The sequence below is a fragment of the Salinispora vitiensis genome (genome assembly GCF_000378825.1).
In the GTDB taxonomy this organism is placed as follows: domain Bacteria; phylum Actinomycetota; class Actinomycetes; order Mycobacteriales; family Micromonosporaceae; genus Micromonospora; species Micromonospora vitiensis.
The window spans coordinates 3845316-3858465 of the sequence record NZ_KB900388.1 but is presented as its reverse complement, the minus strand read 5'-3'; the positions used below and the strand labels follow the sequence as shown (position 1 = coordinate 3858465).

At 72.1% G+C, this 13150-nt stretch carries 10 protein-coding genes; 6 read left to right on the top strand and 4 right to left on the bottom strand.

The annotated features are described in order from the left end of the window. Nucleotides 1–29: 29 nt before the first annotated feature. Entirely contained in the window at nt 30–1337 is a 1308-nt protein-coding gene (locus SALPAC2_RS0118215) for an FUSC family protein (RefSeq protein ID WP_018218070.1), read from the bottom strand. A 188-nt stretch (nt 1338–1525) separates the two neighbouring features. Between SALPAC2_RS0118215 and SALPAC2_RS0118210 the strand changes: the two genes are divergently transcribed. Next, entirely contained in the window at nt 1526–2920 is a 1395-nt protein-coding gene (locus tag SALPAC2_RS0118210) for an FAD-binding oxidoreductase (protein ID WP_018218069.1), read from the top strand. A gap of 86 nt (nt 2921–3006) precedes the next feature. Here the strand turns inward: SALPAC2_RS0118210 and SALPAC2_RS0118205 are convergent, their stop codons facing one another. Continuing rightward, a complete protein-coding gene (locus SALPAC2_RS0118205; RefSeq protein ID WP_018218068.1) occupies nt 3007–4818 on the bottom strand; it encodes a glycerol-3-phosphate dehydrogenase/oxidase in 1812 nt (603 codons plus the stop codon). Nucleotides 4819–4930: 112 nt separating this feature from the next. On the opposite strand from SALPAC2_RS0118205, the gene SALPAC2_RS0118200 reads away from it, so the two are divergent. From SALPAC2_RS0118200 to SALPAC2_RS0118190, 3 genes are all read left to right on the top strand, one after another. After that, on the top strand, nt 4931–7342 hold the full coding sequence (locus tag SALPAC2_RS0118200; RefSeq protein WP_026184860.1) for a S8 family serine peptidase: 2412 nt from the start codon (nt 4931–4933) through the stop codon (nt 7340–7342). A 136-nt stretch (nt 7343–7478) separates the two neighbouring features. Next, nucleotides 7479–8408, top strand: coding sequence for a GNAT family N-acetyltransferase (locus SALPAC2_RS0118195; RefSeq protein ID WP_018218066.1), 930 nt, complete (start codon nt 7479–7481; stop codon nt 8406–8408). An 86-nt stretch (nt 8409–8494) separates the two neighbouring features. Then, nucleotides 8495–8698 (top strand): hypothetical protein, encoded by a 204-nt coding sequence (locus SALPAC2_RS0118190; protein WP_018218065.1) that lies wholly within the window; start codon nt 8495–8497, stop codon nt 8696–8698. Between the two features lie 57 nt (nt 8699–8755). Here SALPAC2_RS0118190 and groL read toward each other — a convergent pair whose 3' ends face one another. Further along, nucleotides 8756–10378, bottom strand: coding sequence for a chaperonin GroEL (gene groL / locus SALPAC2_RS0118185; protein ID WP_018218064.1), 1623 nt, complete (start codon nt 10376–10378; stop codon nt 8756–8758). A gap of 594 nt (nt 10379–10972) precedes the next feature. Next, nucleotides 10973–11176, bottom strand: coding sequence for a cold-shock protein (locus SALPAC2_RS0118180; RefSeq protein WP_007073263.1), 204 nt, complete (start codon nt 11174–11176; stop codon nt 10973–10975). A 210-nt stretch (nt 11177–11386) separates the two neighbouring features. Here SALPAC2_RS0118180 and SALPAC2_RS0118175 point away from each other — a divergent pair, with 210 nt between their 5' ends. Both SALPAC2_RS0118175 and SALPAC2_RS0118170 read left to right on the top strand, forming a co-directional pair. Continuing rightward, the gene (locus SALPAC2_RS0118175; RefSeq protein WP_018218063.1) at nt 11387–11923 is read left to right on the top strand and encodes a GNAT family N-acetyltransferase; all 537 of its coding nucleotides are present in this window, start codon (nt 11387–11389) and stop codon (nt 11921–11923) included. A gap of 257 nt (nt 11924–12180) precedes the next feature. Then, nucleotides 12181–12969 (top strand): SAM-dependent methyltransferase, encoded by a 789-nt coding sequence (locus tag SALPAC2_RS0118170; RefSeq protein ID WP_188115879.1) that lies wholly within the window; start codon nt 12181–12183, stop codon nt 12967–12969. Nucleotides 12970–13150 lie beyond the last annotated feature (181 nt).

Below are 13150 nucleotides of genomic sequence, written 5' to 3'. Positions count from 1 at the left end.
CGCGACGGCTGTCGTGCCGGCGGCAGGGATCATGACCACGCCCCACCGGGGTCGCCCACCGTGGGCGGGGGCCCCGATTTCCGCTCGGACTGCTCCGACTTCCCCTCGGACTGCTCCGACTTCCCCTCGGAGTGCTCCGACTTCCCCTCGGACTGCTCCGGCTTCCCCTCGGACTGCTCCGGCTTCACCGCGCGCTTGTTCTTCTTCAGGTCACCGAAGGCCTCGCGAACCAGGCGGTTCGCCTCCTCCTGGGTGACACCGGAGGCGACCAGGAGGTCGCTGGCGACGGTACGCACCTGGGCAACCACCACGCTGCCGGAGAAACCCACCCCCTCGGTGTACGCCCGCGCGGCCACGCTGACCGCGCGCAGTGACCGCTCGCGGGACCGCTCCGGCTCCTCGCCGACAGCGAACTCGTGCCGGAGCAGCCGCACCGACTCAGCGAGGTGAACCATCGAGGCCGGCATCGGGTCGGGGATCGGCTCCGCGTCCTCGATCAGGGTGATCGCACGCCGGGCCAGCGTGGTGCTGTTTCGGATCGCCCGTTCCACCGGGTCGGCCGCCTCCGCGTAGTGGGTCAACTCGTCGCGGCGGTGCCAACGCGCGGGGGACAGCGTGGCGGTCTCCTTCGCGCCCTGGATCGCCTCGTCGAACGACGCCAGTTCTTCCTTGTGGTCGCGGAGCTTCTCCAGCGAGCGTTGCGCCTTGCCCCGGTCCCGTTTTCGCAGCCCGTCCGCGGTCGCGTCGAGCTGGTTGGCGAGCAGGTCCAAGGCCGGCTGGGCGGCCCGGTTAAGCACCCGTACCGGGTTCAGTGGTAACAGCAGCGCGGTCACCAATAGCGCGGCACTACCGCCGATCAACGCGTCGAGGAACCGCGGAATCTCCAGGTTGTGCCCGGCCGGGCTGAGCGTGACGATCAGGACAGCCGTCGCCGCCGCCTGGATCAAAATCGCTACGCTCCCGCCCGCGAAGACGGTCAGCAGAATCGCCGAGGTCACCACGAGACAGAGCTGCCACGGTCCGGTGCCCAGCAGAAAGATCAAAAGGTCGCCGACCGCCACCCCGACCGCCACCCCGACGATCAGCTCCACCGTTCGACGGAAGCGCTGCCCGACCGAGACGGCGAGGGTACCCACCGCCGAGATCGGCGCGAAGACGGGCTGCGGGCTGCCCAGCAGTTCATGCGCCACCAGCCAGGAGATGCCCGCGGCGAGTCCGGCCTGCACGGAGAGCACCAACGTCGCGCGGACCCGGGACACCCGATCATTGAGAGTCGCCCGGCCACGACGACGCAGCCGCCGTGCCGTCGCCGCGATCTGGGCGCCGTCGAAGTCCATTCCACCGCCATCCCGCGACCGGGTCGCTACCCCAGTGCAGGTCGCTCGTCCCAGGCCACGGCGGGTACTACCCACCCCGTACCCGGTCGAATCCTCTTCCCGGCAGTTCCGTACCGCGCCCGGAACGAAACGGACGGGCACCGGAGGGCGGGGTGGGATCAGGGGCGGACGGGTCGTAGCCTCGGCTCATGGGTCCCCTCCTCGACGAGCTGCGTGCCGCGCTCGGTGCCGACGCGGTGTTGACCGACCCGGATCTGCTCCGGGCGCACCAGCGGGACGAGGCAGATCTCTGTGCCGCCGGCACGCCACTCGTGGTCACCCGCCCCCGGGACACCGCCCAGGTGTCGGCGGTGGTACGCGCCGCGGCGCGGCACGGGGCGCCGGTGGTGCCGCAGGGCGCCCGGACCGGGCTGGCGGGTGCGGCGAACGCGGTGGAGGGCGCCGTCGTGATCAGCACCTCGGCCCTGACCACCATCCTGGAGATCGACCCGGTCAGCCGAATCGCGGTGGTACAACCGGGAGTGATCAACGCGGCTCTCGGCGCCGCGGTCGCCGAACACGGGCTGTGGTACCCGCCGGACCCCGGCTCCTGGGAATCGTCCACCATCGGCGGGAACGTCGCCACCAACGCCGGTGGCATGTGCTGCGTGAAGTACGGCGTGACCACCGAGTACGTGCTCGGCCTCGAGGTGGTGCTCGCCTCCGGCGAGGTGCTGCGCACCGGACGGCGTACCGCGAAGGGAGTGGCCGGGTACGACCTGACCCGCCTCTTCGTCGGCTCCGAGGGCACCCTCGGGGTGCTCACCGAGGTGACCGTCGCGCTGCGGCCCGCTCCGGCGGAGTCGCTGACCATGGTGGCGGTCTTCCCGAGCACCACCGCCGCGGGGGCCGCGGTGGCGAGGATCGCCGCCCAGGGCCTCTCCCCCAGTCTGCTGGAACTGCTCGACCAGACGCACCTGCGCGCCATCGAGGCGTACCGGCCGATGGGCCTGCGCCAGGATGCGGCGGCGCTGCTGTTGGCCGCGGTTGACACGGGTGCGCGCGCCGCCGACGACCTGGCCGCGCTCACGGCGGTCTGCACGGCGGCCGGCGCCGACGAGGTGTACGCGGCCACCGACGCCGCCGAGGCAGCGGCGCTGCTACAGGCACGACGACTGGCGCACCCGGCGATGGAACGGTTCGCCGCTGACACGTACCCGGACGGCAACGGCGGCCTGGTCATTGACGACGTGGCGGTGCCGCGCGGATCGCTGGCCGCCATGCTCGACGGGGTGGCGCGGATCGCCACCGAGTGCGACGTACCGATCGGTGTGGTGGGGCATGCCGGGGACGGCAACCTGCACCCGAACATCGTGGTCGACCGGGCGGACCCGGCGAGCCTCGACCGGGGACGACGCGCGTTCGACGAGATCATGCGGTTGGGGCTCGAGCTGGGAGGCACCTGCACCGGCGAACACGGAGTCGGCCTACTCAAACGCGAATGGCTGGCCGAGGAGGTCGGTCCGGTCGGAATCCGGGTGCACCAGGCGATCAAGGCGGCGCTGGACCCGACGGGCCTGTTCAACCCGGGCAAAGTGCTCTGACCCGACGGGCCCGCGTAACCCGGGCAAGGTGCGGCGACCGACGGGCCCGCGCAACCCAGGCAAGATGCGGCGACCCCGCGCCCCGGCTACGGGGAGGGGGTGGCGCGCTCCACCGGGTCTCCCTCCCCCCGGTCGGCGGCGAAGCCACGGACATCGGGTGCACCGAGCCGGGCCGTGTCGGCCGTCGCGTCATCCGGCATCAGCTGCGAGTTGCGCTCCGCCGCCACCCGCGCCCGGTAGTGCGCCACCTCCCGGGCGCGGGTCGCGGCGTCCCAGCCCAGCACCGCGCCCATCAGCTCCGCCGTGTGCTCGGCCGACTCCAGGCCACGGTGCGCTGTCTCGATGGAGATCCGGGTCCGCCGGTCCAGCACGTCCTCCAGGTGCAGCGCCCCCTCGGCCTGGGTCGCGTAGGTCACCTCGGCGGCCAGGTACTCCGGCGCGCCAGCCAATGGCGAGCCGAGCAACGGATCGGCATCGATCAGGGCCAACAGCTCCAGGGTGAGGCTGCCGTACCGTTCCAGCAGATGCTCGACCACGCCGACCGGCACCCCGTGCCGGCGGGCCAGGTCCGCCCGGTCCCGCCACATCGCCGAGTAGCCGTCGGCGCCGAGCAACGGCAGGTCGGCCGTACGCGACCGCGGCGCCGCGCCGAGCCGGCGGGCCGCCCGGTTCACCACGTCCGCGGCCATCACCCGGTACGTCGTGTACTTGCCCCCGGCGACCAGCAGCAGCCCGAGCATCGGCTCGATCACCGCGTGTTCCCGGGACAGCTTGGAGGTGGAGTCCGCCTCGCCGGCCAGCAGCGGCCGCAGACCCGCGTACACGCCTTCGATGTCGGCGGTGGTCAGCGGCCGGTCCAGGACGGTGTTGACCTGCGACAGCAGGTAATCAATGTCCCGGGCGGAGGCCGCGGGGTGGGAGCGGTCCAGCCGCCAGTCGGTGTCGGTCGTACCGATGATCCAGTGCCCGCCCCAGGGGATGACGAAGAGCACGCTGGTGGCGGTCCGCAGGATCAGCCCGGTCTCGCCGGTGATCGCCGATCGGGGCACCACCAGGTGCACGCCTTTCGAGGCCCGGACCCGGATCCGGGGGCGTAGCCCGACATCGTCGAGCATCCGCGACATGTCGTCGCTCCACACCCCGGTCGCCGCGATCACGGTGCGGGCCCGTACCTCGAACTCGGCGTCCGGGGAGTCGGCCGGCGCCTCCAGGTCCCGAACCCGAACCCCGGTCACCTCGCGGGCCTGCCGGATCAGACCGACGGCGCGGGCGCTGTTAACCACGGTCGCGCCGAGGCTGGCCGCGGTCCGGGCGAGGGTGACCACCAGCCGCGCGTCGTCGACCTGGCCGTCGTAGTAGCGGATCGCGCCGGCCAGCCCTTCCGCCTTGAGGCTCGGGAAGGTCCGGCGGGCCCCCTCCCGGGTCAGGTGCCGGTGCAGCGGCATCCCTCGGCCGCCGCCGAAGACACCGGCGAAGGCGTCGTACGCCGCCACGCCCGCGCCGTAGTAGGAGCGGCGCAGCATCCGGGCCGGCAGGTCCCGGAGCCCACCGCCGGGCAGCGGCACCAGAAACGGCACCGGGCGGACCAGGTGCGGCGCGAGCCGGGTGGCCAGCAGGCCCCGCTCGGTGAGCGCCTCGTGGACCAGGCCGAACTCGAGCTGTTCGAGGTAGCGCAGGCCACCGTGGATCAGTTTGCTGGACCGGCTGGACGTGCCGGCCGCGTAGTCGCGCGCCTCGACGAGGGCGACCTTCAGGCCACGCGAGGCGGCGTCCAGAGCGGCGCCGGCGCCGGTGACCCCGCCGCCAATGATCAGGACATCGAAGTGCTCGACCGCCAGGCTACGCAGGTCGGCGGTGCGCCGTTGCGGAGAGAGCTGGCTGGCCGTCGCTCGGGACACATTCGGGTCTCGCACGCCTCCACGGTAGCCCTCCCCGTCTCGGCCAGAGCAGCAGCGCATTCCGGGACACTCCGTCCCACCGCCGACCGACAGTGGTTCAACGTCGTACGGTGTGCCGGTGCAGCCCTGGCCAGTCCACCCCCTCCCGAGTCCGGCCGGCCCACCGCGGAGCAGCCCGGTGCCGGTGGTCGCCGCCGTCTTCCTCGGCCTGTGGATCGTCGGCCTCACCGTGGTCACCCAACTCGGCGGCTGGTTGACCGACCAACTCCTCCTCCTGGTCGGCGTGGACCGGCTGGTCTGGCTCTGGCCGGTGGCCACCGTCGCGGTGGTGGTCCTGGCCGGCATCCCCACCCTGCTGCTCGCCCTGCTGCCCCGCTCCCGGGTGGTTCGCGCCGTCGGCCAGCTCTGGCTGGTGGGTCTGCTGGTGTTCGGCGCGCTGAGCCTGCCGCGGGCACTGCCACTCGTGCAGCACGAGGCGTATCTGGCGACGCTCGCCGGCACGGCCGGGCTGGCCGCCCTGGTCATCCACCGGCTGGTCAGCCACCGGATCGCGCCGACCAGCAAGGAAGGCGAGCCGGGCCGGCGCGCCCCACGCCCCGCCCCGGTGACGCTGCTGGGGCTCGCGGGCGGGCTGGCCCTGCTGTTGCCGTGGGTCTGGGTCGGTGCGCTCGGCGGGCTGCTGGAGACGCTGCTCGCCGCGCTGGCCGCCGCCGCCGTCGGTGGGCTGGCAGCCGCGCTCCTGCCCGCCGCGTTCTGGTCCCGCCGCAGCGCCGACGCCCCGCCCCGACCAGGCCAGCTGGTGCTGGTGGACGGTCTGGTCGCCGGCGTCGTTCTGCTGCTGCTCGGGGCGGGGGTCGGGCAGTCCGGCGCCCAGCTGCCGCTGCTGCTGACGCTGCCGCCGGCCGGGTTCGCGCTGGCGGCGTTGGCCGCCACCGCCCGACGGAGCGCGACCGGCGTCGGGCCCGCCATCGCCGGGTTGGTGGGGCTGAGCGTCTTCGGCCCGCTCGCCTGGGCCGACCCGGAGGAGGTCAGCTTGGTGCTGGCCACCGCCCGGGACGTGCCCTTCTGGGTGGCGGTCGCCGCCGGTGCCAGCGGCATCGTCGCGGTCCTACTCGCCCTCGGGTACGGGGTGGTGCTCGGCCGGCGTCCGGGCCGACCCAGTCGGACGGTGGCCGGAATGGCGGCGGCCACCCTGTTGGTGGCGACCGGGGCGGTGGCTGTCGGGCCAGGGCAGCCCGGGCTGCACGGTGAACGGCTCTTCGTGGTGCTCCGGGAGCAGGCCGACCTGAGCGACGTACCCGCCGCCACCGGGCGGGCCGGTCGCGACCGCCGGGCCGCCGAGGTCTACCGGCGGCTGGTGGAGACCGCCGAGCGGACGCAGGCCGGCCTGCGCCGGGAGCTGCGCCGGTTCCGGCTGGACCACACGCCCTACTACCTGGTCAACGCGATCGAGGTCGACGGCGGGCCACTGGTGCGGGCCTGGCTGGCAGGCCGTCCCGAGGTGGATCGGGTACTGGTCAGCCAGCAGGTCCGCCCACTGCCCGCGCCCGCCCCCGTCACCGGGGGTGACGCCGCACCGCCGCCGGGCGCGGAGTGGAACATCCGGTTGATCCGCGCCGACCGGGTCTGGTCGGAGCTGGGGATCACCGGTACGGGGGTGACCGTGGGCAGCTCCGACTCGGGGGTGGATGGCACCCATCCGGGGCTGGCGGCCGGCTTCCGCGGCGGGGACGACTCGTGGTTCGATCCCTGGAACGCCACCTCGGCCCCGCGGGACCGGGGCGGGCACGGCACCCACACCCTCGGCAGCGCGGTCGGGCGGGACGGGGCCGGGGTCGCCCCCGGGGCCACCTGGACCGGCTGCGTCAATCTGGACCGTAACCTCGGCAACCCCGCGCTCTATCTGGACTGCCTCCAGTTCATGCTGGCGCCCTTCCCCACCGGCGGGGATCCGTTCCGCGACGGCCGCCCACACCGTGCGCCGGAGATCCTCACCAATTCGTGGGGCTGCCCCGCGCTGGAGGGCTGTGATCCTGGGGCATTGCAGCCGGCCGTCGCCGCCCTGACCGCCGCGGGGATCCTCGTGGTGGTCGCCGCCGGCAACACCGGGCCCCGTTGCCGCTCGATCGAGGATTCCCCGGCTTTCCACCCGGATGTCCTGACTGTTGGCGCGGTCGACCAGCAGCGACGGGTGGCCGACTTCTCCTCGCGCGGCCCGGGGCTCGGCGGTGTCGCCAAGCCGGACCTGGTCGCCCCGGGCGCCGATGTGCTCAGCGCGCTGCCGGGTGGCGGGTACGGCGCGCTCAGCGGCACGTCGATGGCGACTCCACAGGTGGCCGGGGTGGCGGCGCTGATGTGGTCGGCCAATCCGGCGTTGATCGGCGATCTACCTCGGACGCGCCGGATCCTGACCGAGACCGCCACCGCGGTCCAGGTCGAGGGCGACCGGTGCGGCGACGAGGCGCATGTCGTCGGCGCCGGCCTGGTGGACGCGTACGCCGCTGTCCGCGCCGCCCGCGGCTGAACGTCGTACGTAGGCCGGGGATTTTTGACGCTGGGCCGGCCCGCTCCGGCCGCCCGGTCGGCGGAGGCGGGTCGCGTCGGCAGACAGCAGGGAACCTTCTTAACAACAGTGTTCCGGTGGCCTAGGGTCAGCGTCCATGGACCTGTTGGTCACCGAGCTGACCCCGGAGCAGCTGCCGACCGTGATCGAGCTGTGCCGCCGGTCCCTGGACCTGCCGGACGACGCCGCCGAGGCGGGGGCCATCGTGGCGACGCTCTGGCCGCGGGCGGTTACCAGCCGGCCCGTCGTCGCGCTGGGCGCCTACCGGGAGGACCGGCTCATCGGCGTACTGCTCGGCTCGCTCGCCGCACCGGGCAGCCCGGCCGCGCATGTGGACCTGGTCGCGGTGGGGCCGGCGCACCGCCGGCGGGGGGTGGCGCGGGCGCTGGTGTCGCGCGCCGAGCAACAGTTCGCCGGGCTCGGGGCGAGGGAGGTACGGCTGGCGGGCAACCCGCCGTACTACGCCTGGCCCGGTATTGATGTGCGCTACACGCCGGCGATCTGTGCGGCGGAGGCGCTCGGGTACGCCCGGGACAGTACGGCCTGGAACATGACCGCCGACCTCTCCGGCGCCGAGAGCCCGGCGCTACGGACGACGGCACCGGCGGAGCAGCGGCTGGCGGGCCAGGGAGTGACGGTACGGCGGGCGGAGCCGGCGGATCTGCCGGCGCTGACGGCGTTCGTGTCGGGGACCTTCGAGGGCACCTGGGCCGCGGAGGTGGCCGAGTCGATCGGCCGGGACCGGGCCGGCTGCCACCTCGCCGAACGCGACGGCGACCTCCTCGGCTTCGCCGCCTGGGGTTCGTCCCGGCCGGGTTGGTTCGGCCCGATGGGCACCGCGCCCGCCGCGGCCGGGTCCGGGATCGGTGGGGTGCTGCTGCGTCGCTGCCTCGCCGATCAACGGGCCGCGGGGATCACGCGGGCGCAGATTGGCTGGGTGGGGCCGGTTCGGTTCTACTCGGGCGGCGCAGGTGCCTGGATCGAGCGGGTCTTCTTCGGGTACCGGCGGACCCTCGGGGAGCAATAACCGACGAATGGGATAGATCATCCGATAGCGTCATTCGCCCCCATTAGCCGGCAGCGGCCCCTACCGTTTCGGTGGAGGAGGCCCACATGACGACGGACGACGAACAGCCCGGGCCGCCGTTGCCCTATGACCGCCTCGATGTCGGCGATGCCGAGCAGCAGGCGGAGATGGACGGCGCCGACGAACCGGCCGCCGACGAACCGGTGCCGGTCGTGGACGAGCCGGTCCCGGCGCCCCAGCCGTACGACCAGACGCAGAAGCGGCGCAACCAACGGCCGCTGCCGACGTAGTCGCGCAAAGGGGCGGGCCGCTGAGCGGCCCGCCCCTCCGGTCTCGCGAAACTGGACTCAGAAGTCCATTTCCCCGCCGCCCGGGCCGGCCGGGGCAGCCGGGGTCTTCTCCGGCTTGTCCGCCACAACGGCCTCGGTGGTGAGGAAGAGCGCCGCGATCGACGACGCGTTCTGCAGCGCCGAACGGGTCACCTTGGCCGGGTCGATGATGCCCGCGGCCATCAGGTCCACGTAGCCACCGGTCGCGGCGTTCAGGCCGTGGCCGGCCTCGATGCCACGGACGTGCTCGACGACGACGCCACCCTCAAGGCCGGCGTTGACGGCGATCTGCCGCAGCGGGCCGTCCAGCGCGATCTTGACGATCTGGGCGCCGGTCGCCTCGTCACCGGTCAGGTCGAGCTTGTCGAAGGCGGTCTTGCCGGCCTGCACCAGCGCGACGCCACCACCCGGGACGATGCCCTCCTCGACGGCAGCCTTCGCGTTGCGAACGGCGTCCTCGATGCGGTGCTTGCGCTCCTTCAGCTCGACCTCGGTGGCCGCGCCGACCTTGATCACCGCAACGCCACCGGCCAGCTTGGCCAGCCGCTCCTGCAGCTTCTCCCGGTCGTAGTCGGAGTCGCTCTTGTCGATCTCGGCCCGGATCTGGTTGACCCGACCCTGGATCTGCTCGGCGTCGCCGGCACCGTCGACGATCGTGGTCTCGTCCTTGGTCACCACGACCTTACGGGCGCGACCCACCATCTCGAGGCTGACGGCGTCCAGCTTGAGGCCGACCTCCTCGCTGATGACCTGGCCACCGGTGAGGATGGCGATGTCACCGAGCATGGCCTTGCGGCGGTCACCGAAGCCCGGGGCCTTGACGGCGACGGACTTGAAGGTGCCCCGGACCTTGTTGACGACCAGGGTCGCCAGGGCCTCGCCCTCGATGTCCTCGGCGATGATCAGCAGCGGCTTGCCCGACTGCATGACCTTCTCCAGGATCGGGAGCAGGTCCTTGACCGAGGAGATCTTGCTGTTAACGATCAGGATGTAGGGGTCGTCAAAGACGGCCTCCATCCGCTCCGGGTCGGTCATGAAGTACGCGGAGATGTAGCCCTTGTCGAAGCGCATACCCTCGGTGAGCTCGAGCTCCAGGCCGAAGGTGTTGCTCTCCTCGACGGTGATGACGCCTTCCTTGCCGACCTTGTCCATCGCCTCGGCGATGATCTCGCCGACGCTGGGGTCACCAGCGGAGATGGAGGCGGTGGAGGCGATCTGCTCCTTGGTCTCGACGTCCTTGGCGAGCTTCAGCAGCTCCTCCGAGACGCTGGCGACCGCGGTCTCGATGCCCCGCTTCAGGGCCATCGGGTTGGCGCCGGCGGCCACGTTACGCAGGCCCTCACGGACCATGGCCTGGGCCAGGACGGTCGCCGTCGTCGTGCCGTCACCGGCGACGTCGTCGGTCTTCTTCGCGACCTCCTTGACCAGCTCAGCGCCGATCTTCTCGTACGGGTCCTCGAGCTCGATCTCCTTGGCGATGCTCACACCATCGTTGGTGATGGTGGGAGCGCCCCACTTCTTCTCGAGCACGACGTTACGGCCCTTGGGGCCGAGGGTCACCTTCACAGCGTCAGCGAGCTGGTTCATGCCCCGCTCGAGGCCGCGGCGAGCTTCCTCGTCGAACGCGATCATCTTGGCCATACGGCGTTGTCCTCCTGGACACTCACGGGCCACCCGAGAGGGTGTCTCCCGGATGGGCCGCCTGGTTACGCACCTTCAGACATCGCCACCTGGCGACGGCGACGTCCGTCGGCCGGGCCGGATAGCCCGCGACGACCGGCCAACTGCCGCACCCGCGTCCTGCGACGCCGCCGCGACCGTGGCCCTCCCGCCCCGACCATTGGCACTCACGGTATGCGAGTGCCAAGGACCTGTTTAGCACTCCCCCTTGCCGAGTGCAAGCACGATCGCCCAGGGCAGCCGACTTCCACCGGTCGCCGAACGACGCTCACCAGCCCCTCGTACGCCGACCACGCGGGCGACAACGGCAACGAGCCCTACCTGCTTCCTCAGGTAGGGCTCGTTCTTTCCTCAGGTAAGGCTCGGAGGGTGACGGTGCGGCGAGAGCCGGGGCACGAACGAGCAGCAGCCGGGGCCCAGCGGGGCGGCCGGCAGGCACAGGCGAGCGACGTCACCGGGCCGCGCGCCAGCCCACGCCGGTCGGCTGGGCGGCTGGGCGGCGACAACTTTGGGGACGACCGTTACGCCGGTCGCCCCCGAGGCAGCGCCGGTCGCTCAGGCGACGACGCGCACCCGTTCGGCCTGCGGGCCCTTCTGGCCCTGGGCGATCTCGAACTCCACCCGCTGGCCATCGTCCAGCGCCTTGTAGCCGTCCATCTCGATAGCAGAGAAATGAACGAAGACGTCCTGCCCCCCGTCAACGGCGATGAAGCCGTAGCCCTTTTCGGCGTTGAACCACTTCACGGTGCCCTGTGCCACGGTGCACTTCCTAACTCTGCGCGACTCCACTCACCCCGGCCGAACCGGCATGCCGGCCGGCGGGTGGCACCGGTTCGACGATCGGCGACGGCCGCTGAACCGGTGACCGAAATCGCACGCTACACGAGGCGTGACGACGGCGCACGACCACAAATCGGACATGCGGCGAGCGAGTTCCATCGTCGGGCATCGTTATGATAGATAACCGACATGACGAGCGATCCCGCCCCGGGGCCGGCATCGACCCGGCGGGCGCGGGTCCGTCGGGTCCGGCCAGCCGACGCCGCCCGAATGCGGGCGCTGCGGCTGGAGATGCTCGCCGACGCACCGCTGGCCTTCCTGGAGACGCTTGCCGACGCGGCGGCCCGCCCCCACGCCGACTATGCGGCGCGCATCGCGTACACCGCGGCGGGCAGCTCCAACGCGCAGTTCGTCGCGGACCCGAGCGGCCGGCTGGTCGGACATGCCGGCGGCACGGCAACCCCGGACGAACCGGGGCTGACCGTCATCTTCGCCGTTTACATCACCCCGTCCTGGCGGCGCAGCGGACTACTCCCCGACCTGATCGACGCGGTGGCCGACTGGTCCCGCGCCTGCGGTCGTCCGGAGCTGATGCTGGAGGTCGTGGTCGGCAACGAGCGGGCCTGCCGGGCGTACCGTCGGCTGGGGTTCGTCGACACCGGTCGCCGCCTTCCGCACCCGACGATCCCGACCCTCACCGAGCTGCAGATGCGCCGCCCGGCCTGACCGACGCGGCACGCCACCGAACGCGTGCGGTACGACACCGAACGGGCCGGGCCACCGACTCGAACACCGGACGGCGGGCCCGGCCAGGAGTACACCCGGTGCCGCCCGGACCGCAGCCGCACTCTCACTCATCTCCGGGAATGTCGCTGGCGTCGATGTCCGGCTAGGCTGAACGCCGCCCGCTCCACGAGCGTCCTTAGTAGGAGGTGACCGTGCCCGGCAGTAACCCGGCTACGGAAGACCAGCAGCGACCCCAGTTGTCCGCAATAGACAACGGTGTGCCACATTCCGCCCGGATCTACGACTACTGGCTCGGGGGAAAGGACAACTTCGCCGCTGACCGGGCCGTCGCCGAGGCCCTGATATCGGCGATCCCGACAGTGCGGTCCATGGCCGCCGAGAACCGTCGATTTGTCCACCGGGTGGCCCGCTACCTGGTCGGACAGGCCGGCGTGCGGCAGTTCCTGGACGTCGGCACCGGCATCCCCACCAGGCCGAACCTGCACGAGGTAGCCCAGGAGATCGCCCCGGAGACCCGAGTGGTCTATGTCGACAATGACCCCATCGTCCTGGCCCACGCCCGGGCCCTGATGATCAGCACCGAGCAGGGGCGCAGCGAGTACCTCCACGCCGACCTGCGCGAGCCGGAGTTGATTGTCAACCACCGCAAACTGCGCGAGGTGCTTGATCTCAACCGGCCGGTCGCGCTGACGATCATCGCGACCCTGATGCTGCTCGAGGACGCCGAGGACCCGTGGCGCAAGATCCGCGTACTGATGGACGCCCTGCCGTCCGGTAGCTACGTGGCGATCACCCATCCGACCGGCGACTTCAACCCGGAGGCCGTCAAGACGGCCGTTGACGCTGCCGTTGACAGCGGCATGACCCTCGTGCCCCGCAGCCGCGACGAGGTGGCCCGCTTCTTCGCGGGTTGGGAACTGGTGGAGCCGGGAATCGTCCCGGTGGCAGCCTGGCAGCCCGACGACGGCCCGCCCACCGACCCGCACGCCGCCTACTACTGGGCCGGCATCGCTCGCAAGCCCTAGCCCGCCTTCGCCACTGGGGCGCCGGGCCGCGTGGCCCCGGGCAGCGGGGACGCCAAGAAGCCGGGCCACCGGGCCACCGGGCCACCGGGCGGACAACGCCGCGAAGGAGTCGTCCGCCCGGAACTGCCCGCCGGTGCAAATCCGGAAACGTGCAGCCGGAGCCGGGCCTGCGCGGCCCGCA